Here is a 26,429-nt window from a genome sequence, read left to right on the forward strand (position 1 = left end):
TGCGCCGCGAAGTCGGCATGGTGTTCCAGCACTTCAACCTCTTCCCGCATCTGACGATCCTGGAAAACTGCACGCTGGCGCCGATCTGGGTGCGCAAGATGCCGAAGAAGGACGCCGAGGAAGTGGCGATGCACTATCTGAAGCGCGTCAAGATTCCGGAACAGGCCAACAAGTATCCCGGTCAGCTCTCCGGCGGCCAGCAGCAGCGCGTGGCGATCGCCCGCTCGCTGTGCATGAAGCCGAAGATCATGCTGTTCGACGAGCCGACCTCCGCACTCGATCCGGAAATGGTCAAGGAAGTGCTCGACACGATGGTGTCGCTGGCCGAAGAAGGCATGACCATGCTGTGCGTGACGCACGAAATGGGCTTCGCCCGCCAGGTCGCCAACAGGGTGATCTTCATGGACCAGGGCCAGATCGTCGAGCAGAACTCGCCGGCCGAATTCTTCGACAACCCGCAGCACGAGCGCACCAAGCTCTTCCTCAGCCAGATCCTGCATTGAGCGCAGACGACAAGACTGAACCCCTTTCCTGAAATGCTTTGCGTCCTTCCGGGCGTCGAGAGGCAATAGAACCATGGCAGACACTCGGCTCACGACGGGAGAATATCTCGTCCGACTTCTCGAATCCTACGGTGTCGAGCTGATCTTCGGCATTCCCGGCGTGCATACGGTGGAACTCTATCGCGGCCTGCCGGCCACGAAGATCCGCCATGTGACGCCCCGCCACGAGCAGGGGGCGGGCTTCATGGCCGACGGCTATGCACGCGTGACCCGCAAGCCGGGTGTCTGCTTCATCGTTACCGGTCCCGGCATGACCAACATCGCCACCGCCATGGGCCAGGCCTATGCCGATTCCGTGCCGATGCTGGTCATCTCGGCGGTGAATGCACGTGATCAACTGGCCATGGGCCAGGGCCGGCTGCACGAACTGCCCTCGCAGCGCAATCTGGTGGCGGGCGTTTGCGCCTTCAGCCACACGCTGCTCGATCCCGCCCAGCTTCCCGAAGTGATGGCGCGCGCCTTCACGGTGTTCAATTCGGCGCGTCCGCGGCCCGTCCATATCGAAATCCCGCTTGACGTCATCGTCGCGGAGGCGGGACATCTGTCGGCAGACGCCTGGCCGCTGCCCGGCCGCGCCGCTGCCGATCCGGCAGCGATCGAGAGAGCAGCATCGATCCTCAAGGGGGCCAAACGCCCGTTGATCGTCGCCGGCGGCGGGGCTGCTGATGCGGCTGCCGAGATTACGGCCATCGCCGAAAAGCTCGATGCCCCCGTCTTTATGACGATCAACGGCCGCGGCATCCTGAAGCCCGGCCATGCGCTGACGCTGACGGGCAATCTCGGCATGCCGCCGCTGCTTGCGGAACTCGAAGCCAGCGACGCGATCCTCGCCATCGGCACGGAGTTCGGCGAGACGGAGATGTACCCCGAGCCGAAGCCGCTCTCCTTCGGCGGCCCGCTGATCCGCATCGACATCGATCCGGCGCAGATCGTCACGGGGCTGCGCGCCGACGTGCCGATCGCCGCCGATGCGAAACTCGCCGCCACCGCGCTGAATGCCGCGTTGGACGATATCGGCAAGGCCGGCGACGGCGCTGCCCGCGCGAAGTCGGTCCGCGAGAGGGTTGAGGCTGGTCTCTGGCCCGCCTGCCGCACGCATGGAAGACTGATGGAGATCATCAGCAGGACCTTGCCGGACGCCACCGTGGCGGGCGACCAGACGGAGCCGGTCTATGCGATCAATCAGTTCTATCAGGCGCCGCAAGTGCGCTCCTTCTTTAACTCTTCAACTGGCTACGGCACGCTGGGCTACGGCTTGCCAGCGGCCTTCGGGGCCAAGCTCGGCGCGCCCCATCGCCCGTCCGTCTGCCTGATCGGTGACGGCGGGCTGCAGTTTTCGATACAGGAACTGGCGAGTGCGGTGGAAGCGGGCATCGCGACCGCCGTCGTGATCTGGAACAATACGAGCTACGGCGAGATCAAGGCTTTCATGGCAGAGCGCGACATCCCGCAGATCGGCGTCGATATCTTCACGCCCGACTTTGTGGGGCTTGCCAGGGCATTCGGCTGCGAAGCGTCGCGGCCGGGATCGATCGCCGCGCTGGAGGCCGAACTGACGGCATCGGCCGCCCGCAACGTGCCCACCGTCATCGAGATCATAGCGGATTCGGTATTGGCGAAAGCTTTGGAGAGATAAGGAAAATGCCGGGCGACCTATAACCGGGACGGCGTGGTCTTGCTGCCGAAATCCCTTATTCGGCCGGTGTTTTGGCGACAGCCTCCACGCTCACAGCAGAAGGTCCTTGCTGTGAGGTGAAGAGGGCCATGCTCAGGATCGAGCCGAAAATGACGATGAAGGTCGCGAGCAGGCACAGGCCGATGAGGTTCGTTCGCATGGATTAGTCTCTTTGTGAAAGGAGCGTTCCATAACGGTCAGATGTCATGGACATAATCGTGACGCGATAATCAATAAATCGCCCGTTTGTTCCCCATCCGTCTCCTTTGGTGCTGGTATTGCCTGAGGCGTAACTTGCTTTCCGTGAGGATGGAACATTGCCTCCACATGGGGTGTTCTTCGAACCATGCGGACTTGACCGCGCCAAAGAGGAGATATCCATGTTTACGAAATTTACCACGATTGCCGCCGCTGCCACCCTGATCGGTTTTTCTGCTTTCGCCCAGACCAGCAGCGGTGAGGCCGCAGGTACCACCAACGCTGGCGACCAAGCGCAAATGCAGATGGACGATGCCACCGCCAACGTCTTCTACAGTGATGTAAAGGCCCGCACGATGCGTCCTGAAGCCGAATGGTCGAAGAACTGGGCCGGCCTGAGCGACGAACAGCGCGCCAAGATGAAGTCGGACTGCTCGACGAACGGTGCCACGGCACGGAGCGAAGGTGACACCCGCGTCTGCGAATGGGCCGGTAATAACTAAATCGGCATCATAAAATGATGAAAAAGCCCCGCTTGGCGGGGCTTTTTTATGGGCTGACTCGCAGCAAGCGCTTTTGGCCTGCGGGTAATCGACGTCGCTGAAGGGATTTGTCGCGGTGACAATGCAGTCGATCGCTTTCAAACTGCAAGGCAGCCTATGATGGAAGGGAGGAGAACAGGATGACGCTTTTTAGTGGCCTTTCGGCCTTTACCATCACCCCGACGGACGCGGCAGGGCATGTCGATACCGAGACGCTTGGTCGCCTCCTCGACCGCATTACGCGCGCCGGCGCTGATTCCATCGGCCTTCTCGGCAGCACGGGCGGCTATGCCTTTCTCTCGCGCGACGAGCGGCGACGTGCGGTGGATACGGCGATGCAGCGCGTTGGCGATAGGGTTCCCGTTATCGTGGGTGTCGGCGCCTTGCGCACTGACGAGGCCGAGGCGCTCGCCCGCGATGCGAAGGCGGCGGGCGCGAATGGGCTGCTGCTTGCGCCCATGTCCTATACGCCGCTGACGGAGGAGGAAGTCTTTCAGCACATGGCGAGCGTTGCTGCGGCGGGTGAATTGCCACTCTGCATCTACAACAATCCGGGCACGACGCGTTTCGTTTTCAGCGATGATCTCATCGCGCGGCTCGCCAAGCTTCCCCTTATCGACGCTATCAAGATGCCGCTGCCCGCTGACGGCGATTTTCGCGGCGAGCTTGCCCGGTTGCGCGCCTTGACGCCGGAGGGTTTTTTCATCGGTTACAGTGGCGACTGGGGGGCAGGACAATCGCTGCTGTCGGGCGGTGATGCCTGGTACAGCGTGGTCGGCGGGCTTCTGCCCGCTGAAGCGCTCGCCTTGACCCGTGCCGCCATGGCTGGCGACCGGGCGGAAGCCGAACGGATCGATGCGACTTTCGAACCGCTCTGGGCGTTGTTCAAGCAATTCGGCAGTTTCCGGGTAATGTTTGCCATCGCTGAGTTGCTCGACCTCTGCCGGGTTCTCCCGCCGCGGCCGGTCCTGCCGCTCGGTGCCGAGGATCGTCTTCGGGTGAAAGCGGCGCTGGAAAACCTGCAATAATGTCCAGCGCGGAATTTCGCATCCCAGCTTGAGATATCCTTCTCGCTCAGTCTAAGCTCCTCGCTCGAAATGCAATGGAGAGGACGATGCCGCACGTCATCTTGAAAATGCTCGAGGGTCGTAGCGAAGAGCAGAAACAGGCACTGGCCGAAGCCCTCACCAGAGCGGTGACAACGACGCTCGGCTGCGGCGAGGATCTTGTGTCGATCGGGATCGAGGATTTCAAGGACGCGGAATGGATGGCGAAGGTCTATGGGTCCGACATCCGGGAGCGTTCCGACACCATCTATAGAATGCCGGGTTACGGTCCCGAAGATTGAGTTGCTGCCAGTCGGCGTTTGATATCGCCGCTGCGGATTCATCTCAACCGGGGCTTGCTCCCGGCTTGCGGTAGTGGTTCGAATGTCCTCCGTTCTTTTTTCAAAGGGCCGGGATTTTGTTTTGGGAGAAGCCCGTACCAGAGCGGGCGAAAAGGGAGTTGAGACAATGCGAAAGATTCTGATCCTCGGCACGGCGCTCGGCCTGCTCATGGGGACCGCCGCGCGGGCGGACGACATTACCTTTGCGGTCGCCGGCCCGCTGACCGGTCCGCTCGCGACTATCGGCGACCAGTTCAAGCAGGGCGCGCAGGCCGCCGCCGACGCCATCAATGCCAAGGGCGGCGTGATGGGCAAGCAGATCAAGCTGCAGTTCGAAGACGACCAGTGCGATCCCAAGCAGGCCGTTTCGGTCGCCAACCGTATCGCGGCTGCCGGCATCAAGTTCGTCGATGGCCATGCCTGCTCAGGTTCGAGCATCCCGGCTTCGGCCGTCTACGCCGAAAACGGTACGCTGATGATGAGCCCGGCGTCGTCGAACCCGGTCATGACGGATGATGCCGCTGCCAAGGGCTGGACGAATATCATGCGCCTCTACACGCGCGACGACGCGCAGGGCGCCTTCATCGGCCCGTGGATCGCCAAGCAATATGCCGGCAAGAACGTCGCCGTGCTGCATGACAAGACGGCCTATGGCCAGGGTGTCGCGGATGCGGTGCGCGCCACGATGAATGCCAATGGCCTTAAGGAAGTGCTGGCCGAAGGCATCAATGCCGGCGAGAAGGACTACAACGCCCTCGTCACCAAGCTGAAGGATGCCAAGGTCGACGTCGTCTATTTCGGCGGTTACCATCCGGAAGCCGGCCTCATCCTGCGCCAGGCAGCCGAGCAGGCTTATAAGTTCCAGCTGATCATGCCCGATTCCATCGCCTCGCCGGAATTCTGGCAGGTGGCCGGTCCGGCCGGCGAAGGCACGCTGTTCGTCTTCCCGTCCGACCCGCAGGCAAAGCCGGAAGCGAAGGAAGCCGTCGCGAAGATCCAGGCCGGCGGTTTCAAGCCGGAAGGCTTTACGCTGTTCTCCTACGCCGTGATCCAGGCCTTTGCCCAGGGCATCGAGCGTGCCGGCTCGGATGATCCGACCGAAGTCGCCAAGGCGCTGAAGGACGGCAAGTCGATCGACACCGTCGTCGGAACGGTCACTTTCGACGAGAAGGGCGACCTGAAGGACGCGAGCTACGACATCAACCGCTGGAGCAACGGCAACTACGCGCCGATCGCGCAGTAAGACGTTCTGGCCAGACGAAAACGGAAGGGCCCGGGCACGTGCCGGGCCTTTTTACGCCGAGAGGATGACGGCTTCGATCCGACGGCTTTCGGCGGCATGGCCGGGGCATTGCATGGGGTCCGCGGCCGAGCCGGGATGCACCATCATGAGGCTGTCCGCCGGGGCGGCATCAAGTAGCCGTGGTAGCCAACGGGCCACCTGATCGGGATCGTCGAGGCGCAGGAAGCCGGAGAAATCGTGGTTCGTCGCCCAGCCCGCCTTGCGAAAGGTTCGCGCCGCCCGGGCGGCGAGCGCGGCGATCAGCAAAACCTTCGGACCGCCGGCGCGGACATTCAGCGTGAGGCCGGAGAGTGTGGCAGGGAGCGGGATGCGGATCCAGGTTTCCGTCCTATGCGGTAATGTTGCCGCGCTGGCATCGAGACCGGGCAGGCAGTGGCAGTGCTGGTGTCCGTCATAGTAGTCGGGCAGAAAGCCGAAGACGGTCTGGAATGTTTCCGTCTGCCGCTGGAATTCATGCCTGATGTCTTCTGGCACACTGCCGGAAAGGCAGGCGCGGAGCAGGCGGCCGATGCCGCGATGGGCACCTTTCCCGGAGAAATCGTGTGTGACATTGAGGTGCAGTCCCACCTGCGCGCCGTGATTGCGCAAGAGGCGGAGCCGCTCGATGTCTGCGGGCGGGATGCCTCCGTCGATCATCACCGACGTGCCGTCCAGCCGGCGGCGCTCGATCAGGTCCAGAATGACCCGATCGTGCTCGCGCCCCAGCCCGAAATCGTCGGCGATCCGCATCGTGCCCTCACTCCGCCGAGATATAGACGACCGCCAGTTCGAAATCGATCCGCTTGGGATAGCGGAACCCCGAACGATGTACGGTCAGAACTTTCGCCTCCGCCTTGAGGCCGTTTTCTGCGGCCCAGGCGATTGTTTCGTTCATGCAGGCCGTCTGGACCTTGCCCGGCAAAGCCAGGGAGCAGAGCACGACGCCGGCTTCGCTTTTCCAGCTTGCGCGTGGCGGATAATAGCCGGGTAGCCGGTCGGGAAGCGCCGGCAGTGCCTCGATCTCTTCCGGTGACAGCAGGGCAATATTGGCGGCATTGTTACCCGATGCGATCCATGCCAGCGGCTGGGTGTGTTCGCCCTTCCAGGTCTCGATGATCACCTGCGCGCTTTCTTCCCACGGCGTATACTGCTCCGTATTGCCCTTCACGCTCGCCATGACACCAGAAACGATGCCACCAACGATCATGAGCGGCCAGATGAAGCGGAAGGCAGAGACGATCTTGGGGCCGTTCGTTTCCAGCAGCGGCGCATCGGCATTGCGCACGAGATAGAGCGTGAAGGCGAGGCCGATCGGAATTGCCCAGGGTGTGGAGAGGACCGCGAGGCCGATGATTGCGAAGCCGAGCGTGGTGAGCCATGGTCCGATGGCAACGAATGACAGCATGCTGTCGCCTGCCGGGCGCTTCAACAATTTTCCGAAGCGCCGCAGCGGCGAGCCTCCGACAAGGAAGAGCGCGGCGACGATTAGCGGCACCGGCCAATAGAAGAAGGGAGAGACCGCGAATTTTGCGATGTAGTAGATCGCCTCCTTCAACCCGTCGCCATTGCCTTGTTCGCTCGCATAAGCCACGGCTTCCCGGTGTTGGAGCAGCCAATAGAGATGCGGCGAGAGGATCAGCAGAAAGGCAATGAGAGCAATCCAGGGAACGGCGGTGAACCAGAGATGCCGTCGCGCGGATGTGAAGGTGCTCGCAAAAAGCGGGATGAGCAGTACGACGGAATAGTATTTGCTGAGGATCGATATGGCGGCGATGACGCCAAATAGCAGGGCATAGAGGTTTCTGCGACCACCCTCCGATGTCGTCACGCGCACGAACGCCCACGCCGTCCAGGGCCAGGTGGCGAGGCAGATCGAGTTCATGTTGAGCTTGCTGCTCAATGTCAGATAGGGCAGCGCCAGGACGCACAGGGCAAGCGCTACGGCGATGTGCCGCTCTTCGAATTTCAATGCCCGCGCGAGAGCTCGGATGCCGAATAGCGCGACGGCGAGATTGACCGCAGAGAGCAGATAGAAGGATGCCACGCTCTGCGGCGCAACCATGAACCACAGCTTCGCCATCCAGGGCAGGAACTGCGGGTGCTTGCTGGATCCGAGAAGCCAGTGCTGCGACCAGGCATAGACCTCCGCCATGTCGCCATACCCATCGAGCACGGTTTTTGCGGCGATGGTCATCAACCACCAAACGAGGGCATGGATCAGGATGAAGGGCGTCGTCCTGGTGAAGAATGCGTCTTTGCCTGTCGTCATGGAGAAGCCTGATTGTCCGTCGCCTGGTGAACGGCGATCTCTGGCGTTGCGCCGAATGTGACGTCTTGCGCCAGAAGGTAGGCGGGGCGGCGTTTCGCTTCGAGGACGGTTTTTCCGATATATTCCCCGAGAAGGCCGAGGAAGATCATCTGGATACCGCCAAAGAAGGAAACGAGCGCAAGCACCGAGGAAATGCCGATGCCGCTCGACATGAAGAACAGACGCTCGATGACGATATAGAGACCATAAAGCGAACTGAGACCGGCAATGACGAGGCCCGCCACGCCCATCAGCCGCAGCGGTGCGGTGGTGAAGCTGGTCATCGCATCGAAAGACAGGGCCACGAGGCGCCAGGCATTGAAGCTGGAAACGCCGTGCTGGCGCGGCGGCGGCGTCATCGGCACACCGCGCTGCTGGAAGCCGACCCAGCCGTAAAGCCCTTTCATGAAGCGTTCGCTTTCCGGCAGCTGGCGCAAGGCATTCGCGAAGCGCCGGCTGATCAGCCGGAAGTCGCCGGCATTCTGTGTGATGTCGAAGCGCGTGCCGCGATTGATGATCCAGTAGAAGCCGCCGGTCAGGGCGGATTTCAGCCAGCCTTCGGAGACGCGGCGGTCTTCTTTGTACGCATAGACGCTGTCGATGCCCTCCGCACGCCAGATGCGCACGAGATCGAGGACAAGTTCGGGCGGATGCTGAAGATCGGCGTCCATCATCACGATCGCATCCACATCCGCTGCCGCTTCGATGCCGGCGGAGAGCGCAGCCTCCTTGCCGAAATTGCGGGAGAACTGCAGCAGGCGCACGGCCCTACCCAGGAAGTCGGTTCGTGCGAGCAGGTCAAAACTGCCATCGCGGCTGCCGTCGTCGATGAAGACATATGAGGTCGTCACACCGTGCTCGTCCCGAAGACGGCCGGCGATGAGGTTCAGCCTCTCCACGAGAGCCGTCAGGTTTTCCGCCTCGTTATAGATCGGAACGACGATCGCGATGGTGCTCATTCGCTTCCCTTCAGGAAGATTAACATGGACGAGACGGCGAAATTGAACACCGAGACGATGACGATGACGACGGCAAGGGCGATGGGAAGCGGAACGTCGGCGAGAACGAAAGCGTGCAGCAGAAGGGCGCGCAGAGCAAAAACCACGACGGCCAGAAGCAGGAAGCGAATGTAGCGCCGCTGCCATCCCGCCTTGCTGCCGGGAAAGGTGATTTTTTCATGATAGGCGAAGACGACCGAGGCACTGACGGCCATGGAGAGGGCGAGCGCCACGCTTGGCGAGACACCCATGAGGGAACTCAGGAGCAGCGTTGCCACATAGTCAATCACCGCCCCGATGAGCGAGCCGCCCCCGAAGGTGAGAAAACGCTTTGCCAGCGATATATAGGGCGTAAGTGCTGCCATCGTCGACGAAAAAGGCGCCGTCACATGCGCGATCGGCCAATGCATGGGTTCTTACAGCATTCCGCGCGGATTGCCATGGCTTCCTGTGGACGGCTGCCCGTTCGGCTCGTCGGGTGCGTTTTGGTAACCATATCTTCAAGAGATCGTCGCACTGTCCTGCCCAGGAGATTGGGTATGGCGAAGAAGACGACGAGACGGAAAAAAACGACGGGTGCGAAGCGGGCATCGCCCGCCACGCGGCATGGCGGCATGGCACATTGGTATGTGCTGGGTGCGGCGGTGATCGGCGGGATTGTTTACATGGATTATCGCGGGCCGGGACCGGAGCCTGCAGCGACCGGCATTCGTACGGCTTCCATCGAACGCACGGAAAAGAAGGCCGAGCGCGAGGCGGTGCAGGTCAAGCCGAAACAGCGGCCCTCACAGCTTGAAGAACTGGCGCTTCCTGCCGCCGAAAAGCTGCCGGCCTTTTCCGGAAAGTGGTTCATCTGCACCACGCAGACCGATTATTGCGTGCTCGACGGCAGCACGATCCTCTATGCCGGCCGGAAGGTGCGGCTTGCCGATATCGACGCGCCGGCCATTGCGGAGGCGAAATGCGATGCGGAGCGCTCACGCGGCGGCGATGCAAAGCTGCGCCTGCGGGAAATCTTGAGCGAGGGCGACGTCTCGCTTGTCGCAGCCCAGGGCGAGGGAAGACATCTCGTGATGCGCGACGGCCGATCGATCGGCCAGCGGCTCGTTCAGGAGGGCTTTGCCCGGTCGTGGACGGGACGGCATCAATCCTGGTGCGGCTGACATTCTTCCTTGCGAACGATGTGTCTTTCCGGCACAAGCCATGCGCAAGCCTGCGTCGCTATGGTTTGCGTCAACCGGGATGGTGCCGGCTGAAAAAGGACAATGATATGTCGAACGACCTCGAGCGCTATAGCGATCCTGACAATGCTACGGTCGCGCTTTTCCTTCTCGAAAACGATGCAGACGAACTGACGGACATTCTGGTGGCTGCACTGGATGAAGCCTTCCGCATTCTCGATGACCAAGCGTCGCCTTCGACTTTCCACTGATCGCTGAAACGAAAGAGGGCCCCCAGAGGCCCTCTCGCTTTTGAGGCTGCGTTCAGCCGGCGGCCACGATCTGGCGCTGCGTGCCGAGGCCGGCAATGGACACTTCCATGCGGTCGCCCGGCTTCAGATAACGCGGCGGCTTCATGCCCATGCCGACGCCGGGCGGCGTGCCCGTCGTGATGACGTCACCGGGCTCCAGGATCATGAACTGCGAGATGTAGTGCACGAGGAACGGCACCTTGAAGACCATGGTGCTCGACGAACCGTTCTGCACCAGTTTGCCGTTGACGCTCAGCGTCATCGCAAGATCGGATGTATCCACCTCGTCTTCCGTCACCAGCCAGGGGCCGATCGGGCCGAAGGTCGGGCAACCCTTGCCCTTGGTCCACTGGCCGCCACGCTCGATCTGGTAGGCGCGCTCGGAAATATCGTTGCAGACGCAGTAGCCGGCCACGTAGTTCAGGGCATCGGCCTCCGAGACGTAGGAAGCGCGCTCGCCAATGACGACCGCAAGTTCGACTTCCCAGTCGGTCTTTTCCGAGCCGCGCGGAATGAGGATCGTATCGTCGGGGCCACCGATGCAGGAGGGGGCCTTGTTGAACAGCACGGGCTCGGCCGGCACCGCCATGCCGCTTTCGGCGGCGTGGTCTGCATAGTTCAGGCCGACGGCGATGAAGTTGCCGACGCGGCCGACGCAGGCGCCGTAGCGGCTGCCTTCCGGCGCAAGCGGCAGGCTTGCCGGATCAAGCGCGCGCAGGCGCTCGCGGCCCGCGCGGCTCAGCACATCGCCGGAAATATCCGCGACGACGCCTGAGAGGTCGCGGATCTTCCCATCCGCATCGATCAGTCCGGGCTTTTCCGCGCCCGCCGCGCCAAAGCGCACCAGTTTCATGCTGTCCTCCATTCAAATGCCGGCCTTTGTGGCCGGTGTGACCGATTTCGGTTGCAGGCACCATCTATCCGGTTTTACATAGAGTCAACGATTTTCGAAAATCCGTTCTATTTTATAAGTGAGCGACATGGAGCAGAAGCGCACGAGTGGCCGCACGCTGGCAGGCGATGCCTATGATGCAATCCGTCAGGCGATCGGCGTGGGGACCTTCAAGCCGGGAGACCGGCTGCGCTTTGCCGATCTTCAGGCACTCTGCAACATGAGCGTGACCCCAGTGCGCGAGGCCTTGGCCCGATTGACGGCGGAAGGGTTCACGCTGCTCGACGACCACCGTGGCTACAGTGTCGCGCCGCTGTCGCTGGCCGAACTGCGCGATGTCACGGCGACGCGCCAGCTCTGCGAGGGTGAGGCGCTCAGGCTATCGGTGCTGAAGGGGGATGCGGACTGGGAGGCAAGGCTGATCGCCGCGCACCACCTGATGGCGCGCATCCCGCAGGTGCGGGACGATCTGCCCTCGGCCATGCGGGAGGACTGGGAGGCGCGGCATGCGGCCTTCCATGCAGCGCTGGTTTCGGCCTGCGGCTCGCCGATCCTCCTGGAACTCTGTGAGAAGCTGTTTTCGCGAGCGGATCGCTACCGACGCCTGTCCGTCAGCTTGAACGGTGGGGCGCGGGATGTCGCCGGCGAACATCGCCGGCTGATGGAGCTTGCGCTGGCGCGCGATGCGGAAGGGGCCGCACGGGCCCTTCGCGAGCACTACGGCCAGACGGCCGCAGCGCTCGAAGGGTTCTTTTCAGTCTGAGTTATTTGGTGGCCACGACGGCCGGGGTGCCGATCGCCGAGCCGCCGCCGATGGCGACATTCAGCGAGACATAGTCGCGGGCGAGCTGGCGGATCGCCGAAGCGAGCGACAGGCGGGCGGTTGCGACGTTGCGTTCGGCATCGAGAACGTCGAGAATGGTGCTGGCGCCGCCGCGATAGCTTTCGCGGGCAAGGTTCAGCGTCTGCTCGTAGGAATTCACGACCTTGCGCAGGGCGGCGACCGTCTGGCCGTCGCGGATCAGCGCGGTCTGGGCGTTTTCCACTTCCTCGACAGCGTTCAGCACCGTCGATTTCCAGTTCAGATACTGCTGCTCGGCTTCCGAGCGGGCGATCTTGACCTGCGCTTTGAGCGCGCCGCCATTGAAGATCGGCAGCGAGAGCGACGGGCCGAAGGACCAGCTGGTGAGATTGCCGGCAACCGGGTTGAAGTTGCGCGTTGCGCCGATCGAGCCGCCGAGCTGAATGCTCGGATAGAGATCGGCTTCCGCCACGCCGATCGCTGCCGTCGCGGCCTGCAGGCGGCGCTCGGCCGCGCGGATGTCCGGACGGTTGCGGATCAGGTCAGCCGGAACGCCGGTGCGCGTGGCGTAACGCGGCATCGGCTGAGACGAGCCCTTGATCAGGCTGGACGTGATCGTGGCGGCGGGAACGCCGAGAAGAGTCGCGATATGGTTGGCCGACTGGTGGAAGCCGGTTTCCAGCGCCGGCAGATCGGCGAGCGTCTGGTTGACGAGGCCTTCGGTCTGCAGCACGTCGAGGCTGGAGGCGGCACCCGCTTCCTTGATCTCGTTGGTCAGCTTGAGGCTTTCGCGGCGGGACTGAAGGTTCTTGCGCGAGAGCGCCAGGGCTTCCTGATAGTAACGCGCATTGATGTAGCTCGACACGAGGTCCGAGAGATAGGCGAGGCGCGCGACATTGACGTCGTCATAAGCAGCGTCGAGCGAGGCGTTCGCGGCTTCCTTCTGGCGGCGGTACTGGCCGAAGAAATCGAGCAGCCAAGAAGCGCTAAGGCCGGCACTGATGGATTTTGATTCGGAATGATCACTGGTGGTTGTGCGGCGCAGATAGCTGCCGTCCCGACCGCTGACATTGCCCTCCGCCGACGCGCCAAGGCTCGGCAGAGCGCCGGCGCCGGCAACGATGACGTTCGCTTCGGCCGCGTCGATGCGCTCGAGCGCCTGCAGGACTGTCAGGTTTTCGTTCATGCCCTGATGGACGAGATCATTGAGGCGCTTATCGCGGAAGGACTCCCACCACGGATTGAGCGTCACGTTATCGGCACTCGCGGATTTGCTCTCCGAGAATTTGGCCGGGAGTGCGGTTTCAGGCTTCTGGTAGTCGGGCCCGACAACGCAGCCCGAAAGGAGGAGCATGCTCAGGGGAAAAAGCGTCCTGGTGAAATTCATGATCATATCCTGCCGGCCTTACGCCACACTTAACGGAACATATTTGCGATTCACTCTTTATTCATGTTTGGACCGCAGATCGAGTCCCTCACAAAAAAAGAATGGTCCCACAGCGTTTTTTCCCCGCTTCCGTGGCCGGGTGTGTCTGTGGCGCAACTGGAGCATTTGCCCCAAGCAAGAAAGTGTGCGCGTTCTGCGAAAGCGGCTATTTCGTGCTGCGCTGCAGGGTTGCGCCTCGGTATTTCCTAGGAATGTCCCTTCTTGCGACATATTTTCCTGAAAAATGCTGCAAGAGCGAACATTATTTTGTGATTCGAATTGTCACACAAATCCGGCAGCAATTTATTCCAAAATTCTACGGATTCCATTGACATCAGGAGGAGACCGTATTATCTGTTGCAGCATCGCATGAGGGCCGCATGCGTTTTGTTTCGGTCCAATCCTGACGCGTCCTTTTTTAGCGTCAGCGCCAACCAGAGGGAGTGTGACATGTTCCATATCAACTACATCGCCTCCGCGTGTGTGGCGTGCTCCTGTCGTGAAGCGATTACCGGGAAAACATCGACGCTCCGTCGAATGTAATCTGAAATTCCCTCTTCGATTTTAGCGCAAATGAAAATTGGCTGTGCCTCTGGGTGCGGCAGGAGTTGTTATGCAAAAGCAGGTTATCGAAATCGGTGGAGAAGCTTTGGGCGTCGTCGTTCCCGATGAGGATCGACTGAAGTTTGTGGCTGTCAAATATTCGGTATGGGATCTCGATTCGCAGCGCTTCTCCTCGGCAGACGAGGTGCGCGCGGCGATCCGGCGTCTCCTCAACGATCCGTCCGCCGCACAGCGGGCGGTGAACCCGGCCAATGTTGCGGCCTGAACCCCTAATTCTCACGAATCGGCACCGTTTCGTGCTGGTTGACGACGGGCCTTGCTTTGTGCAGGGCCCGTTTCTTTTTGTGAACAATCCATTCACCGGACGCCGGCTGGCGCGGGGTGCGGAATTTTGATTGGGTACCTCTCGAAAGGAGGTGCCCCATGCAGAGCGGCATCCATCACATCACGGGGATTACCCGGAAAATCCAGGCGAACGTCGATTTCTACGCGGGCTTCCTGGGCCTGAAACTCGTCAAGCGCACGGCCGGCTTCGAAGACGCCGACCAGCTTCACCTCTTCTATGGCGACGCGGCCGCCAGCCCCGGTTCGCTGGTCACCTTTCTGGCCTGGGAGGATGGTTCTCCCGGCCGGGTTGGCCTCGGTCAGCCCGCCGAGATCGCCTTTGCGATCCAGCCGGAGGCGATCGGCTTCTGGCTGACGCGCGCCTTGACGAAGAATATCGCCATGAGCGGTCCCGCGCAGGAGTTCGGCGAGCCCGTGCTCCGGCTGAAGGATCCAGATGGCATCATCGTCAAGCTGGTCGGCGAGGCAGGCGTGAAAGGCCCGGCGCCGCATGTCACGAAGGAGATCGCGGCCACGGATGCCATTCAGCGCATCCGCGGTGCGACGATCTTTTCGGAGAAGCCGGCGGAGACGGCGGCCTTCATCGGCAGCCATTTCGGCTTCCGGGCGGTCGCCGAGGCAAACGGCATCAAACGGCTGGCCGGTGATGCCGGCGATATCCTTGATATCCGTGATGCCAGCGGTTTCTGGACCTCGGCGCCCGGCACAGGAACGATCGACCATATCGCGCTGCGTGCGCCGGATCGGGCGGCCGTCGAGGCTGTTGCCGAAAGGCTGGCGGCGGACGATGCGGGCGACATGAACATGCACGACCGCACCTACTTCTACTCGCTCTATGTACGAGAACCCGGCGGCTCGCTTGTCGAATATGCGACCGACGGTCCCGGCATGACGATCGACGAAACCCTGGAGACGCTGGGCACCACGCTCTTCGTCCCGAAGCATTTCGGTGCCGATCCGGCGGATGTCCGGGCGCGCCTTCCGCAGTTTTCCTTGCCAGGAGAAGAAAGAACGACCGAACGAGACCTGCCTTTCATTCACCGGGTGCATCGCCCGGAAACCCCTGACGGCACCGCGATCGTGCTGCTGCATGGCACCGGCGGCAACGAGACGAGCCTTCTGCCGTTTGGCGCACGATTGGCGCCGGGTGCAGTGCTGCTCAGCCCCCGTGGCCGCAGCGCGGACGAAGGCTATCCGCGCTTCTTCCGCCGCATCACCGCGACGACCTTCGACCAGAAGGACATTGTCGGCGAGGCGGAGGCCTTTGCGGCCTTCATGGAAGGGGCGAATGCGGCCTACGGGCTCGACCCGGCAAAAACGCTGTTCGTCGGCTATTCCAACGGTGCAAACATGATCGGCGCCGTCATGCTGCTGCATCCCGGCATTATCCGCAACGCGGTGCTGCTGCGCGGCATGAATGTGCTGGAAAACGCGCCGGCGGCCGATCTCTCCGGCGTCAATGTGCTGATGGTCTCGGGCCAGTCCGACCCCTACGGCCGCTTCGCCGGGGAGCTCGAGTCGCTGCTCAAGACATCGGGTGCGACGGTCGAAAGCACGTTGCTGGCCGCCGGTCACGACATCGGCACGGCCGATCTCGAACTGGCCAAGGCCTACAAGGAGCGCATCATCGGCTGATGCCGGTGATGGCAAAAGAAAAAAGGGGGCGCACCGCAAGGTACGCCCCCTTTTTCACATCATTGGATTATCGGGTGTAGTTCGCCACGAAGGCCGCGAAGCCGGAAACGAAATCGCGCAGCTTCTTCTCCGTCGCGTCATCGACAATCGTGCCATCGGCAATGACCGAGCCGGCGCGCGAAACCATCAGCTTGGCGCCGAACCACGGCACCGTGCCAAGCGTGCGCATGATCGGCAGCCAGGCTTCCTGCGATAGCAGCGTGCCGAAATTGCCCGGGGACGCGCCGGTAATGGCGAAAGGTTTATTGCCGAAGACGCGGGCGATATCGGAGGAGGGGCGGCTCATCCAGTCGATGGCGTTCTTGAAGACGCCGGGAATGCCGTTGTTGTATTCCGGCGTGAAGAGAATGACGCCATCGGCGTCGGCGACGAGGTCCTTCAGGCGCGTCACGGCATCAGGGATGCCTTCCGCGGCTTCCACGTCGCCGTCGTAAAGCGGAATTCCGCGGATCGAGCCTTCTACAACTTCCACGCCGTCGGGCGCCATGGCCAGCGCGGCGTGCAGGAGCGCGGTGTTGAAGGAGGCCTTGCGCAGGCTGCCCGAGATAAGGACGAGTTTCGTCATGTCGTTTCTCCGTTTTCAGACATCAAAAACCCCGGCGGACGGTGTGTCACGCCGGGGTTTCGCTAAGTGGTTAAGCGAGCGGCTTCAGCCTGGCCTCGATCTGCGCCCGGCGCGGCTCCAGGAAGGGCGGCAGCGACAGGCTTTCGCCGAGTGTCTCCATCGGCTCGTCCACGGCAAAGCCGGGACCGTCGGTGGCGATCTCGAACAGGATGCCGTTCGGCTCGCGGAAATAGAGCGAGCGGAAGTAGAAGCGCTCGACCTCGCCGCTGGAAGGCAGGCGGAAGCCGCGCAGGCGCTCCGTCCAGGCATGCAGCGCTTCCACATCGGGGGCGCGGAAGGCGACGTGGTGCACGGCGCCCGCACCCTGATGGGCGGCCGGCAGGTCCGGTTCGACGGCGACATGCAGCTCGGCTGCCGGGCCGCCTTCGCCCATCGAGAAGACATGAACTTCGCCTTCGCCATCCGGGTTCGGATAGGTCGAGGTCTGCGTCATGTTCATCACATGGACGAGCACCGTCTCCGTGTTGCGGATGTCGGGCACGCTGAGCGTGATCGGGCCGAGGCCCTTGATCTGGTGCTCGGCCGGAACCGGGCTCTTGTCCCAGGGGTTGGAGGGCGCGCCGGCATTGTCGACCGTCAGGCGGAAACGCTGGCCCTCGTCATCTTCGAAATCGAGCGTGGCACGACCGCCGATCTCCCTGATGTCGCCGGCCTTGACCTTCTCCTCGGCAAAGCGGGCCTTCCACCATTCGAGCGTGGAAAGGGCCGCGACGCGCAGGCCCGTGCGGGAAACGCTGTGCGTACCGCGCCGCTCGTGGCCGACCGGCCAGTCGAAAAAGGTGAGGTCCGAGCCGGGCGAGGCAAGCCCGTCGGCATAGAACAGATGATAGGCGCTGGTATCGTCCTGGTTCACGGTCTTCTTGACGAGGCGCAGGCCGAGGACCTGGGTGTAGAAGCGCAGGTTCTCCGCCGCGTTGGCGGTGATCGCGGTCAGATGGTGGATGCCGGTAAGCTGAAGGGTCATGGCAAACTCCTCCCCGGAGACGTCCGGGATGTTCGTGCGGCCCCGCCGTCGGGGCCGTCTGTTGAAGCGAATATCGCCCCTTGCCTGCACTGCCGGAAGACCGGGGGCGGCGAACGGATTGTTCACTTTTTCTGAACGACGCGCGCCTTTCGCCAAAACTCGTTTGCGCGCCATGCCTTCATTCGTCCCAGCAACAGCGTTTTACCCACCCGTTCTGTTCCCACTGGCGTTCATTCGAATTTTATCGATTCATAAACCAGCATGCGCTTACGCTGCCCGCCTGCGAAATGATTTCGTCCCTGTTCCGCCGCGCCGCCGGCATGTCCCGCGATTTTTGAGCCATTGCCGGCGCGTTCCGCGCCCTTCAGGAGACGTTTCATGCTGCCAAAGACTGCGACTGCCCGAAACATGTTCGCCATCGTGGCGGCAGGCGTTGCGACGACCGTGGCGACGGCGGGTATTTTGCTCTGGCTCTCCTACCACGCGGTGCAGGAGCGTTCGGTTTCCGAGATGGTCAATGCGGCACAGGCGAGCGCCGGCAAGGTGGAGACGACCTTCGCCGGAGTGAAGGCACTGAGCTGGAACATGCGTTCCGTGCTCTTTGCAATGAAAAAGGACGAGGTGCCGAGCCGCGAGGCGTTCAACGCGATGATGGACCGGTTGCTGACGGAAAACCCGATCGCTGTCGGCGTCTATACGGCTTGGGAGCCGAACGCCTTCGACGGCAAGGACGCCGACTATAGCGGGAAGCCCGGCCATGATGCGAGCGGCCGCTATATTCCCTATACGATCCGGGCGAACGGCGGCACGACGATCGAGGCGCTGGTCGATTACGACAAGCCGGGTCCGGGCGACTATTACCAAGTGCCGAAGAGCACCGGCAAGGATTACCTCTCCGAGCCCTATCAGTATAATGTCGGCGGCAAGGATACGATGATGACGTCCTTCGTGGTGCCGCTGATGTTCGATGGCACCTTCAAGGGTATGGCCGGCACCGACATTGCGCTCGATGCGCTTGCAGCCGATATCGCCAAGCTGAAGCCACTCGGCGAAGGCTACGTTGCGCTCTTGAGCGCCGGCGGCAGCGTCATCAGCCACCCCGATAAGGCGGCACTCGGCAAGTCGCTAAAGGATTCGGGCCTTGATGCGGCCGCCTGGCAGCAGCTGATCGACAATCCCGGCAAGGCCTTCGAGCTGACGGATGCCAGCGGCATTGCCTCCATGGCGGTTGCCGTGCCGGTCAATGTGAACCCTGGTTCCATCTGGTATGCCGTCGTCTCGGTGCCGAAGTCTGTTCTGTTCGCCAGCCTTTCGACGCTGGCCATCACCTCCATCATCGTCAGCGCGATTGCGACCGGTTTGATGATCATCGTCGGCTGGCTGCTCGCCACGCGCTTCCGCAAGCGTCTTGCCACCGTCATCTCCGCCACCAGCGAGATCGCCCGTGGCCGCACGGATGTCGATCTCTCGGAATCCGCGCGTCAGGACGAAATCGGCGAAATGGCCCGTTCGCTGGCCGTGCTGCGCGATGCGACGCTCGCCAAGATCCGCCTTGAGGGCGAGGCGGAGCAGAACCGCGCGCTTTCGGAAGACGAACGCCGTCAGCGCGCCGAGCAAGCCGCCGAACAGGAACGCCAGACACGCCAGGCCGTCGAAGCGCTTGCCGATGGTCTCCAGCGGCTGGCCGATGGCGATATGACCCACCGTATCGACAGCGCCTTTGCCGGTTCGCTCGATGAGGTGCGTCAGGATTTCAACGCGTCCGTCGAGAAGCTGCAGGCGGCGCTCCGTTCGGTTGGCGGCAATGCCAATGCCATTCAGGCGGGCTCGGCGGAAATCCGTTCGGCCTCCGACGATCTCGCCAAACGCACCGAGCAGCAGGCGGCCTCCGTCGAGGAGACGGCGGCAGCCCTGGAGGAGATCACCACCTCGCTCAAGGACGCCACCAAGCGGGCGGAAGACGCCGGCCAGTTGGTCGAGCGCACCCGACTGGGCGCCGAAAAGTCGGGCGAGGTCGTGCGCCGCGCCGTCACGGCGATGAGCGGCATCGAGACCTCCTCGCGCGAAATCTCCAACATCATCGGCGTGATCGACGAAATCGCCTTCCAGACCAACCTGCTGGCGCTAAATGCGGGTGTCGAGGCCGCCCGCGCGGGCGAGGCCGGAAAGGGCTTTGCTGTCGTGGCCCAGGAGGTACGCGAGCTTGCCCAACGTTCGGCCAATGCCGCCAAGGAGATCAAGGCGCTCATCACCAAGTCGGGCGAGCAGGTCAATCTCGGCGTTACGCTGGTTGGCGAGACCGGCTCGGCGCTCACGGAAATCGTTGATCAGGTTCAGGAAATCGACCAGAACGTTGCCGCCATCGTACGTTCTGCCCGGGAGCAGTCGACGGGCCTGCACGAGATCAGCGCCGCGGTGAACGCAATCGATCAGGGCACGCAGAAGAATGCGGCGATGGTCGAGGAGCAGACGGCGGCAAGCCATGCGCTCGCAACCGAGGCCTCGGCGCTCAATACGCTGCTGGCGCAGTTCCGCCTTGGGACCAGTAGTACGGCTTCGCGCCCGGTCGTCGCTTCGGCTGCCGAGCATCGTCCGGCCGCGTCCGGCGCCCGTGCGCTCGGTAACAAGCTCAACCGCGCCTTCGGCGGCGGGCAGGCCGCCACGGCCAGCGCGGCGGCGGTACAGGACTGGGAAGAATTCTGAGATTTCCCCTGGGGCTGAGGGGAAGGGCGGTCCGGTGACGGGCCGCCTTTTTGTTTTGCGGCAGAGCCGCGCAATTTTTGTGCGTTGCCCACGAATTGCACAGGTTGCGACGGCCGTTTTGGATGTTCCATGATTTAGAGATTACTTTAGTAATATGAAATCACTTTTGAATCCGGATTCTCTCGGGTTGGCACGCTTCCTGCTTATTATTGGACAGGTCCAGAGGGGACCGAAGAGAAGCGTCCAACGAATGATGCTCCGATAAAGCCGCTGTGCTGCACGCTAGAAACCAGTCGGTTTTTAAGGCAGCCGGCGGCTTTGTTGTTTCGGCGCGGTGTCGTCTTCGAGCCGTTGCGGTATGCTAGCCTGCTGAAAAATATGATTTATTATATTTTCTTGTCGCCGCGCGTTGCCGGTTGGCTTTTTTCCTGAACTTCGCCACACTCGGTCGGGCTGGCGCAACGCTTGATGGTGTCGAGGCTTGCCAGTCTGATCTTCGCGATATAATGAGGACCCATATTAAATGGGTTTTCTGCAAAGCTGGAGGCGACGATGACCCGATCGGGCAGAATGATGCTGGGAGCCCTGTTGCTGTCTGCCGCCGCCGCGCCGGCTTGGGCCGATGGGTTGGCGCGGCCGGTGCGCATCGCGCCGGTGCATTTCGAGGAACGTGAGCAATCGGTCACGATCACGGGTGAGGTCGTTGCACGGGTGGAGACGGATCTGTCCTTCCGCGTCGGTGGACGCATCACCGGCTGGTTCGTCGATGTCGGCAGCGCAGTGAAGGAAGGTCAGATTCTGGCCCGGCTCGACCCCGAAGAGCAGAAGGCGGATGTCGAGGCGGCGGAAGCCGGCGTGCGCGCTGCGGATGCCCAGCTCAAGCTTGCCCGCGCCAATTTTGACCGCCAGAAATCCCTTCTGAACGACGGCATCAGCACGCGGCGGGATTTCGACGATGCCGAAACGGCCTTGCGCACTGCCGAGAGCGCCCGCGAATCGGCGATCGCCCAGCGCGACACGGCCAAGGATGTGCTCTCCTACACCGAGCTGCGCGCACCGACGGACGGGATCGTCACCGCGCGTCTTGCCGAGACCGGCCAAGTGGCGCAGGCGGCGCAGACCATGTTCACCATCGCCGATACCGGCCCGCGCGACGCCGTCTTCGATGTCTATGAATCGCTGTTCTTCGCTCAGCCGGCCAAGGACGGCGTGATCGTGACCCTGCTCAGCGACGACAGGGTGCGCACGACGGGCAATGTGCGCGAGGTCTCGCCGACCATTGACACGCAGACCGGCACGGTGCGCGTGAAGATCGCCATGGACCGGACGCCGCCGGAAATGACGCTTGGCGCCTCGGTCGTCGGTGTCGGGGCGCTGGCACCGCGGCGCGTGGCCGTCGTGCCATGGCAGGCGCTGTCAGGCGTGGCGGGCAAGCCGGCGCTCTGGGTGGTCGACAAGGCGAAGAACACCGTCAGCCTCCGCCCTGTCCAGGTTTTGTCCTTCGAAACCGGCTCGGCGCTGGTTCTCGACGGTGTCGAGGAGGGCGAGACCTATGTCGCCGACGGCACCAAGCTGTTACGCCCCGGCCAGACCGTGACCGCCCTCGAAGGAGCCGCCCAATGAGGACGCCCGTCCCGCTCGCCTTTGCTCTCGCCGCCGCTCTGGCGCTTTCTGCCTGCAAGAAAGAAGAGGAAGTCGCCGCGCCACCACGACCGGTGCTCTCCGTCGTCGTAACGCCGACCGCGCTGCCTGGTACGCGCTTTGCCGGCACGGTCCAGGCGAAAGTGCAGGCGGCCCTCGGTTCGCGTGTCGCCGGTCGGCTCGTGTCGCGCTCCGTGCATGTCGGCGATCTCGTGAAGAAGGGCGATGTGCTCGCCGTGCTCGACGCGACGGCCTATGAATTGGCGGTCCGCTCGGCGCGCGCGGAGCTTTCCAGCGCCGAGGCGACGCTTGCGAGCGCCGTCGCCAGCGAGGAGCGGCAGAAGACGCTACTGCAATCCAATGCTGCGGCGAAAGCAGCCGTCGAAAGCGCCGAGCAATCGCGGGAGGCGGCCGACGCAGGCCTCATTCGAGCTCGCACGGCGCTGGTGAAGGCCGAGGAGCAGCTCTCCTACACGCGAATCGAGGCCGAATTCGACGGCGTGGTCATCGCAACGGGCGCCGAGGTCGGTCAGACCGTTTCGCCTGGCGAGGCCATCGTCACGGTCGCCCGCCCGGAAGAACGCGACGCCGTCGTCGATATCCCTGAAACCGCGGAAACCATAGCGATGGGAAGCCGCTTTACGGTGTCGCTGCAAATCAACCCTGCCGTCACCGTTAAGGGCAAGGTGCGTGAGGTCGCGCCGTCGGCCGATGCCGTCACGCGCACGCGCCGGGTCAAGATCGCGCTCGACAACCCGCCGGATACGGTGCGGCTCGGCACGACGATCACGGCGGAACTGGAAGGCCCGAACCTGACGGCGATCCTGGTGCCGGAAACGGCCGTGCTGGAAAAGGACGGCAAGCCGTATGTCTGGCTGGTCGATGCAGCCAAGGGCGAGGTGCATCTCGCCGCCATCGAGACGGGTGCCGTGGCCGGCCGCTATGTGCCGGTTGCCAAGGGGCTGAAGGACGGCGACCGTGTCGTCACCGCCGGGGTGCACAGCCTCGAAGAGGGCCAGAAAGTGAAGATCGAAGACGAGGCAAGCCTATGAAGAAGTTCAACCTTTCCGACTGGGCGCTCGAACACGCATCGCTCGTCTGGTACTTCATGATCGTCTTCGCGCTGCTCGGCTTTTTCACCTACCAGAACCTCGGCCGCGAGGAGGACCCGTCCTTCGTCATCAAGACGATGACGATCAGCGCGGCCTGGCCCGGCGCCTCCGTGGAAGAGACGACGCGGCAAGTGACCGAACGCATCGAACGCAAGCTGGAGGAGCTGGAATCGCTCGACTTCAGCCGCAGCGTCACGACGGCGGGCCAGACGCTGGTCTTCGTTAACCTGAAGCCGACGACGCGCGCCCGCGATGTGCCCGGTACCTGGCTGACGGTTCGCAACATGATCAATGACATCCGAGGGCAGTTCCCCTCCGGTGTTATCGGGCCTGCCTTCAACGACCGTTTCGGCGACGTCTTCGGCAACATCTATGCCTTCACCGCCGATGGCCTGACGCCGCGCCAACTGCGCGACTATGTCGAGGATGCCCGCACCCGTATCCTCACCGTGCCGAATGTCGGCAAGGTCGATCTGGTCGGCGCGCAGGACGAGGTGATCTATCTCGAATTCTCGACTCGCCAGCTTGCGGCGCTCGGCATCTCCACCCAGCAGGTTGTCTCGACGTTGCAGGCGCAGAACGCCATTGCACCCTCCGGCGTGGTCCAGGCCGGCGGTGAGCGCGTCAGCGTGCGCGTCGGCGGGCAGTTTTCCTCCGAAGCGAGCCTGCGCGACGTCAATCTGCGCGTCAACAATCGCTTCTTCCGCCTGAGCGATATCGCTACGATCACCCGCGGTTACGAGGACCCGCCGTCCAGTCTCTTCCGCTTCAACGGCGAGCCGGCGATCGGTCTTGCCATCGGCATGAAACAGGGCGCCAACCTGCTCGAATTCGGCGCGAAGGTGGAGAAGGAAATCGAAATCCTCTCGCATGACCTGCCCGTCGGCGTCGACGTGCATCTGGTTTCCGACCAGCCGAAGGTCGTCGAGGAGGCCGTGTCGGGCTTCACGCAAGCGCTGTTCGAGGCGGTCGCCATCGTTCTGATCGTCAGCTTTGTCAGCCTTGGCATCCGCGCCGGTCTCGTCGTGGCGCTCTCGATCCCGCTGACGCTCGCGATCACATTCGTCTTCATGTATTACGACGGCATATCGTTGCAGCGCGTGTCGCTCGGCGCGCTGATCATCGCGCTCGGCCTGCTGGTCGACGACGCCATGATCGCCGTCGAAATGATGGTGGCGCGGCTTGAGGCGGGCGACACGCTGCGCAAGGCGGCGACCTATGTCTATACCTCCACCGCCTTCCCCATGTTGACTGGCACCCTGGTGACGGTAGCGGGCTTCATCCCGATCGGCCTCAACAGCAGTGCCGCCGGCGAGTTCACCTTCAGCCTCTTCGTCGTCATCGCGATCTCGCTCGTCGTCTCCTGGGTGGTGGCTGTCATCTTCACGCCGCTGCTCGGCGTCACGATCCTGCCGAAGAGCATGAAGAGCCATCATGAGCAGAAGGGCTGGTTCGGCCGTACCTTCGCCCGCATCCTCGATGTCTGCATGCGCTGGAAGTGGACAACGATCGTCGCGACCGTGCTCATCTTTGTCCTCTCTGTCTTCGGTATGCGTTTCGTGCCGGAGCAGTTCTTCCCGTCTTCGGACCGTCCTGAGCTCGTCATCGACTGGGCCCTGCCGCAGAATGCCTCGATTGCCGAGACCAATGCGCAGATTGCCAAGTTCGAAGAGGAGAAGCTGAAGGGCAATCCCGATATCGAGCGCTGGTCGTCTTATGTCGGGGAAGGGGCCGTGCGCTTCCTGCTGTCCTTCGACGTGCAGCCGCCGTCGCCGGCCTTCGGCCAGACGGTCATCGTCAGCAAGGACCTCGAGGCGCGGGATCGCCTGAGGGCCGACCTTCAGGACTATTTGCGCAAGACCTTCGTCGGCACCGACGCGCTGGTCAAACTGCTCGATATCGGCCCGCCGGTGGGGCGACCGATCCAGTATCGCATCAGCGGTCCCGATATCCAGGAGGTGCGCAGCCACGCGCTGGCCTTCGGCGAAGTGCTCGGCAAAAACACCCGTCTCGGCGATATCGTCTATGACTGGAACGAGCCGGCGCGCGTCGTGAAGGTCGATGTTCTCCAGGACAAGGCCCGCCAGCTCGGCGTGACCTCGCAGGATATTGCCTCGGCGCTAAACGGCGTCACCGGCGGCACCACCGTCACCCAGATTCGCGACGACGTCTATCTGATCGATGTCATCGGCCGGGCGCGGGCGGTGGAGCGCGAATCCATCGAGACCCTGCGTCAGTTGCAGCTGCCCACGGCAAACGGTACCTCGGTGCCGCTCGCCGCTGTCGCGAACTTCCGCTACGAGATGGAGCAGCCCGTCGTGTGGCGCCGCTCGCGCCAGCCGACCATCACCGTCAAGGCGAGCATTACGGGCGGTGTGCAGCCGGCGACGATCGTCTCGCAGATGGACAAGGACGTCGCGAGCTTCCGCGAAACGCTGCCCTCCGGCTACCAGATCACAGTCGGCGGTTCGGTGGAGGAAAGCGCCAACAGCCAGGCGCCGATCGTTGCGGTCGTGCCGCTGATGCTGTTTGCGATGGCCACCATCCTGATGCTGCAGTTGCAGAGCTTCTCACGGCTGTTCCTCGTCTTCGCCGTGGCGCCGCTTGCGTTGATCGGGGTGGTCATAGCGCTGCTCGGCAGTGGCGCGCCGCTCGGTTTCGTAGCGATCCTCGGCGTGCTGGCGCTGATCGGCATCCTCATCCGCAACTCGGTCATCCTTGTCGTGCAGATCGAGGATCTGAGGCGGGAGGGTATGCCTGCGTGGGCGGCGGTTCGCGAGGCGACGGAGCACCGCATGCGGCCTATCATGCTGACGGCAGCGGCGGCGAGCCTGGCGCTCATCCCCATTTCACGCGAAGTCTTCTGGGGACCGATGGCCTATGCCATGATGGGCGGCATCATTGTCGGCACGGTACTGACGCTGCTTTTCCTGCCGGCGCTGTATATTGCCTGGTTCCGTATCAAGCCGGAAGAACGTCAGGAGTCTGTCGCTCAGTCGGCGCCGATCGAGGCCTCGTAACGCTCTCTCAATTTCGCCCACATCCCTCGAAAGGGTCGGGCAAGGCACGGTTCCGAAAAGGAGCCGTGACTTAAGTGTAGCTGATTCCATCGGACTGGCTGCGGCCGGCGTGCTGATCCTTGTTATCGGGGTGGAGCGGTTGCGTTCTTTTTGTCGCACCCGCCATTAAAAAGCCGGTGGAAAAAGTTGATTTTGAACACAAACGGGCAAGGCCGC

The 26,429-nt window shown here is 62.7% G+C and carries 24 protein-coding genes; 15 read left to right on the forward strand and 9 right to left on the reverse strand.

Annotation, left to right across the window (positions count from 1 at the left end; genetic code table 11):
* A partial coding sequence (locus D0Y60_RS19110) for an amino acid ABC transporter ATP-binding protein (protein WP_147324474.1) occupies positions 1 to 503 on the forward strand: 503 nt, incomplete at its 5' end.
* 73 nt (positions 504 to 576) lie between these two features.
* On the forward strand, positions 577 to 2,199 hold the full coding sequence (locus D0Y60_RS19115) for a 5-guanidino-2-oxopentanoate decarboxylase (RefSeq protein WP_117371560.1): 1,623 nt from the start codon (positions 577 to 579) through the stop codon (positions 2,197 to 2,199).
* 55 nt (positions 2,200 to 2,254) lie between these two features.
* Here D0Y60_RS19115 and D0Y60_RS24780 read toward each other — a convergent pair whose 3' ends face one another.
* Positions 2,255 to 2,398 (reverse strand): hypothetical protein, encoded by a 144-nt coding sequence (locus D0Y60_RS24780; RefSeq protein WP_158565521.1) that lies wholly within the window; start codon positions 2,396 to 2,398, stop codon positions 2,255 to 2,257.
* Between the two features lie 220 nt (positions 2,399 to 2,618).
* Here D0Y60_RS24780 and D0Y60_RS19120 point away from each other — a divergent pair, with 220 nt between their 5' ends.
* The 4 genes from D0Y60_RS19120 to D0Y60_RS19135 all read left to right on the forward strand — a co-directional run bounded on the left by D0Y60_RS19120 (position 2,619) and on the right by D0Y60_RS19135 (position 5,608).
* Positions 2,619 to 2,939, forward strand: coding sequence for a hypothetical protein (locus D0Y60_RS19120; RefSeq protein ID WP_117371561.1), 321 nt, complete (start codon positions 2,619 to 2,621; stop codon positions 2,937 to 2,939).
* A gap of 179 nt (positions 2,940 to 3,118) precedes the next feature.
* The gene (locus D0Y60_RS19125) at positions 3,119 to 4,006 is read left to right on the forward strand and encodes a dihydrodipicolinate synthase family protein (RefSeq protein WP_117371562.1); all 888 of its coding nucleotides are present in this window, start codon (positions 3,119 to 3,121) and stop codon (positions 4,004 to 4,006) included.
* Positions 4,007 to 4,092: 86 nt separating this feature from the next.
* Entirely contained in the window at positions 4,093 to 4,326 is a 234-nt protein-coding gene (locus D0Y60_RS25245) for a tautomerase family protein (protein ID WP_117371563.1), read from the forward strand.
* Positions 4,327 to 4,492: 166 nt separating this feature from the next.
* Positions 4,493 to 5,608, forward strand: a complete 1,116-nt coding sequence (locus tag D0Y60_RS19135) for an ABC transporter substrate-binding protein (RefSeq protein ID WP_117371564.1) — start codon at positions 4,493 to 4,495, stop codon at positions 5,606 to 5,608.
* Between the two features lie 51 nt (positions 5,609 to 5,659).
* Here the strand turns inward: D0Y60_RS19135 and D0Y60_RS19140 are convergent, their stop codons facing one another.
* Genes D0Y60_RS19140 through D0Y60_RS19155 form a run of 4 tightly spaced genes read right to left on the reverse strand, consistent with a single transcriptional unit; the run spans position 5,660 to position 9,318 of the window.
* Positions 5,660 to 6,397 carry a ChbG/HpnK family deacetylase gene (locus tag D0Y60_RS19140; RefSeq protein WP_117371565.1) on the reverse strand — a complete coding sequence of 246 codons (738 nt, stop codon included), beginning with the start codon at positions 6,395 to 6,397 and terminating at the stop codon, positions 5,660 to 5,662.
* Positions 6,398 to 6,404: 7 nt separating this feature from the next.
* Complete coding sequence (locus tag D0Y60_RS19145; protein WP_117371566.1) at positions 6,405 to 7,916, reverse strand: glycosyltransferase family 39 protein; 1,512 nt, start codon at positions 7,914 to 7,916, stop codon at positions 6,405 to 6,407.
* A complete protein-coding gene (locus D0Y60_RS19150) occupies positions 7,913 to 8,914 on the reverse strand; it encodes a glycosyltransferase family 2 protein (protein WP_117371567.1) in 1,002 nt (333 codons plus the stop codon). Before D0Y60_RS19150 ends, D0Y60_RS19145 begins: the two co-directional genes overlap by 4 nt.
* Positions 8,911 to 9,318, reverse strand: a complete 408-nt coding sequence (locus D0Y60_RS19155; protein ID WP_158565523.1) for a GtrA family protein — start codon at positions 9,316 to 9,318, stop codon at positions 8,911 to 8,913. Before D0Y60_RS19155 ends, D0Y60_RS19150 begins: the two co-directional genes overlap by 4 nt.
* Positions 9,319 to 9,492: 174 nt before the next feature.
* On the opposite strand from D0Y60_RS19155, the gene D0Y60_RS19160 reads away from it, so the two are divergent.
* Positions 9,493 to 10,116 (forward strand): thermonuclease family protein, encoded by a 624-nt coding sequence (locus tag D0Y60_RS19160; RefSeq protein ID WP_117371569.1) that lies wholly within the window; start codon positions 9,493 to 9,495, stop codon positions 10,114 to 10,116.
* A gap of 107 nt (positions 10,117 to 10,223) precedes the next feature.
* Positions 10,224 to 10,385 (forward strand): hypothetical protein, encoded by a 162-nt coding sequence (locus D0Y60_RS24900; RefSeq protein WP_199564234.1) that lies wholly within the window; start codon positions 10,224 to 10,226, stop codon positions 10,383 to 10,385.
* Positions 10,386 to 10,437: 52 nt separating this feature from the next.
* Here the strand turns inward: D0Y60_RS24900 and D0Y60_RS19165 are convergent, their stop codons facing one another.
* Positions 10,438 to 11,277, reverse strand: coding sequence for a fumarylacetoacetate hydrolase family protein (locus D0Y60_RS19165; protein WP_117371570.1), 840 nt, complete (start codon positions 11,275 to 11,277; stop codon positions 10,438 to 10,440).
* A 127-nt stretch (positions 11,278 to 11,404) separates the two neighbouring features.
* Between D0Y60_RS19165 and D0Y60_RS19170 the strand changes: the two genes are divergently transcribed.
* Positions 11,405 to 12,079: an FCD domain-containing protein gene (locus D0Y60_RS19170; RefSeq protein ID WP_117371571.1), complete on the forward strand. Its 675-nt coding sequence runs from the start codon at positions 11,405 to 11,407 to the stop codon at positions 12,077 to 12,079.
* A gap of 1 nt (position 12,080) precedes the next feature.
* Here D0Y60_RS19170 and D0Y60_RS19175 read toward each other — a convergent pair whose 3' ends face one another.
* Entirely contained in the window at positions 12,081 to 13,505 is a 1,425-nt protein-coding gene (locus D0Y60_RS19175; RefSeq protein WP_117371678.1) for an efflux transporter outer membrane subunit, read from the reverse strand.
* Positions 13,506 to 14,157: 652 nt separating this feature from the next.
* On the opposite strand from D0Y60_RS19175, the gene D0Y60_RS19180 reads away from it, so the two are divergent.
* Both D0Y60_RS19180 and D0Y60_RS19185 read left to right on the forward strand, forming a co-directional pair.
* Positions 14,158 to 14,373 carry a hypothetical protein gene (locus D0Y60_RS19180; RefSeq protein WP_117371572.1) on the forward strand — a complete coding sequence of 72 codons (216 nt, stop codon included), beginning with the start codon at positions 14,158 to 14,160 and terminating at the stop codon, positions 14,371 to 14,373.
* A gap of 158 nt (positions 14,374 to 14,531) precedes the next feature.
* Entirely contained in the window at positions 14,532 to 16,088 is a 1,557-nt protein-coding gene (locus D0Y60_RS19185; RefSeq protein WP_117371573.1) for a VOC family protein, read from the forward strand.
* A 67-nt stretch (positions 16,089 to 16,155) separates the two neighbouring features.
* Here the strand turns inward: D0Y60_RS19185 and D0Y60_RS19190 are convergent, their stop codons facing one another.
* Complete coding sequence (locus tag D0Y60_RS19190) at positions 16,156 to 16,713, reverse strand: NADPH-dependent FMN reductase (protein WP_117371574.1); 558 nt, start codon at positions 16,711 to 16,713, stop codon at positions 16,156 to 16,158.
* 70 nt (positions 16,714 to 16,783) lie between these two features.
* Positions 16,784 to 17,737, reverse strand: coding sequence for a ring-cleaving dioxygenase (locus tag D0Y60_RS19195; protein ID WP_117371575.1), 954 nt, complete (start codon positions 17,735 to 17,737; stop codon positions 16,784 to 16,786).
* Between the two features lie 378 nt (positions 17,738 to 18,115).
* Between D0Y60_RS19195 and D0Y60_RS19200 the strand changes: the two genes are divergently transcribed.
* From D0Y60_RS19200 to D0Y60_RS19215, 4 genes are all read left to right on the forward strand, one after another.
* Positions 18,116 to 20,440, forward strand: coding sequence for a methyl-accepting chemotaxis protein (locus D0Y60_RS19200; RefSeq protein WP_117371576.1), 2,325 nt, complete (start codon positions 18,116 to 18,118; stop codon positions 20,438 to 20,440).
* A gap of 552 nt (positions 20,441 to 20,992) precedes the next feature.
* A complete protein-coding gene (locus D0Y60_RS19205; protein ID WP_117371577.1) occupies positions 20,993 to 22,063 on the forward strand; it encodes an efflux RND transporter periplasmic adaptor subunit in 1,071 nt (356 codons plus the stop codon).
* The gene (locus D0Y60_RS19210) at positions 22,060 to 23,133 is read left to right on the forward strand and encodes an efflux RND transporter periplasmic adaptor subunit (RefSeq protein WP_117371578.1); all 1,074 of its coding nucleotides are present in this window, start codon (positions 22,060 to 22,062) and stop codon (positions 23,131 to 23,133) included. The genes D0Y60_RS19205 and D0Y60_RS19210 overlap by 4 nt, the downstream gene beginning before the upstream one ends.
* Positions 23,130 to 26,213 (forward strand): efflux RND transporter permease subunit, encoded by a 3,084-nt coding sequence (locus D0Y60_RS19215; protein ID WP_117371579.1) that lies wholly within the window; start codon positions 23,130 to 23,132, stop codon positions 26,211 to 26,213. The genes D0Y60_RS19210 and D0Y60_RS19215 overlap by 4 nt, the downstream gene beginning before the upstream one ends.
* Positions 26,214 to 26,429: the final 216 nt, after the last annotated feature.

Origin of the sequence: Shinella sp. WSJ-2 (assembly GCF_003432075.1) — a bacterium.
In the GTDB taxonomy this organism is placed as follows: domain Bacteria; phylum Pseudomonadota; class Alphaproteobacteria; order Rhizobiales; family Rhizobiaceae; genus Shinella.

Excerpts from the sequence above, each read along its gene's own strand:
- D0Y60_RS19210 (WP_117371578.1), top strand. The coding sequence starts at position 22,060 with ATGAGGACGCCCGTCCCGCTCGCCTTTGCTCTCGCCGCCGCTCTGGCG.
- D0Y60_RS19170 (WP_117371571.1), top strand. The coding sequence starts at position 11,405 with ATGGAGCAGAAGCGCACGAGTGGCCGCACGCTGGCAGGCGATGCCTAT.
- D0Y60_RS19180 (WP_117371572.1), top strand. The coding sequence starts at position 14,158 with ATGCAAAAGCAGGTTATCGAAATCGGTGGAGAAGCTTTGGGCGTCGTC.
- D0Y60_RS19160 (WP_117371569.1), top strand. The coding sequence starts at position 9,493 with ATGGCGAAGAAGACGACGAGACGGAAAAAAACGACGGGTGCGAAGCGG.
- D0Y60_RS19165 (WP_117371570.1), bottom strand. The coding sequence starts at position 11,277 with ATGAAACTGGTGCGCTTTGGCGCGGCGGGCGCGGAAAAGCCCGGACTG.
- D0Y60_RS24900 (WP_199564234.1), top strand. The coding sequence starts at position 10,224 with ATGTCGAACGACCTCGAGCGCTATAGCGATCCTGACAATGCTACGGTC.
- D0Y60_RS19195 (WP_117371575.1), bottom strand. The coding sequence starts at position 17,737 with ATGACCCTTCAGCTTACCGGCATCCACCATCTGACCGCGATCACCGCC.
- D0Y60_RS24780 (WP_158565521.1), bottom strand. The coding sequence starts at position 2,398 with ATGCGAACGAACCTCATCGGCCTGTGCCTGCTCGCGACCTTCATCGTC.
- D0Y60_RS19175 (WP_117371678.1), bottom strand. The coding sequence starts at position 13,505 with ATGAATTTCACCAGGACGCTTTTTCCCCTGAGCATGCTCCTCCTTTCG.
- D0Y60_RS19125 (WP_117371562.1), top strand. The coding sequence starts at position 3,119 with ATGACGCTTTTTAGTGGCCTTTCGGCCTTTACCATCACCCCGACGGAC.
- D0Y60_RS19140 (WP_117371565.1), bottom strand. The coding sequence starts at position 6,397 with ATGCGGATCGCCGACGATTTCGGGCTGGGGCGCGAGCACGATCGGGTC.
- D0Y60_RS19150 (WP_117371567.1), bottom strand. The coding sequence starts at position 8,914 with ATGAGCACCATCGCGATCGTCGTTCCGATCTATAACGAGGCGGAAAAC.
- D0Y60_RS19185 (WP_117371573.1), top strand. The coding sequence starts at position 14,532 with ATGCAGAGCGGCATCCATCACATCACGGGGATTACCCGGAAAATCCAG.
- D0Y60_RS19120 (WP_117371561.1), top strand. The coding sequence starts at position 2,619 with ATGTTTACGAAATTTACCACGATTGCCGCCGCTGCCACCCTGATCGGT.
- D0Y60_RS19190 (WP_117371574.1), bottom strand. The coding sequence starts at position 16,713 with ATGACGAAACTCGTCCTTATCTCGGGCAGCCTGCGCAAGGCCTCCTTC.
- D0Y60_RS19200 (WP_117371576.1), top strand. The coding sequence starts at position 18,116 with ATGCTGCCAAAGACTGCGACTGCCCGAAACATGTTCGCCATCGTGGCG.
- D0Y60_RS19145 (WP_117371566.1), bottom strand. The coding sequence starts at position 7,916 with ATGACGACAGGCAAAGACGCATTCTTCACCAGGACGACGCCCTTCATC.
- D0Y60_RS25245 (WP_117371563.1), top strand. The coding sequence starts at position 4,093 with ATGCCGCACGTCATCTTGAAAATGCTCGAGGGTCGTAGCGAAGAGCAG.
- D0Y60_RS19215 (WP_117371579.1), top strand. The coding sequence starts at position 23,130 with ATGAAGAAGTTCAACCTTTCCGACTGGGCGCTCGAACACGCATCGCTC.
- D0Y60_RS19205 (WP_117371577.1), top strand. The coding sequence starts at position 20,993 with ATGACCCGATCGGGCAGAATGATGCTGGGAGCCCTGTTGCTGTCTGCC.
- D0Y60_RS19155 (WP_158565523.1), bottom strand. The coding sequence starts at position 9,318 with ATGGCAGCACTTACGCCCTATATATCGCTGGCAAAGCGTTTTCTCACC.
- D0Y60_RS19135 (WP_117371564.1), top strand. The coding sequence starts at position 4,493 with ATGCGAAAGATTCTGATCCTCGGCACGGCGCTCGGCCTGCTCATGGGG.
- D0Y60_RS19115 (WP_117371560.1), top strand. The coding sequence starts at position 577 with ATGGCAGACACTCGGCTCACGACGGGAGAATATCTCGTCCGACTTCTC.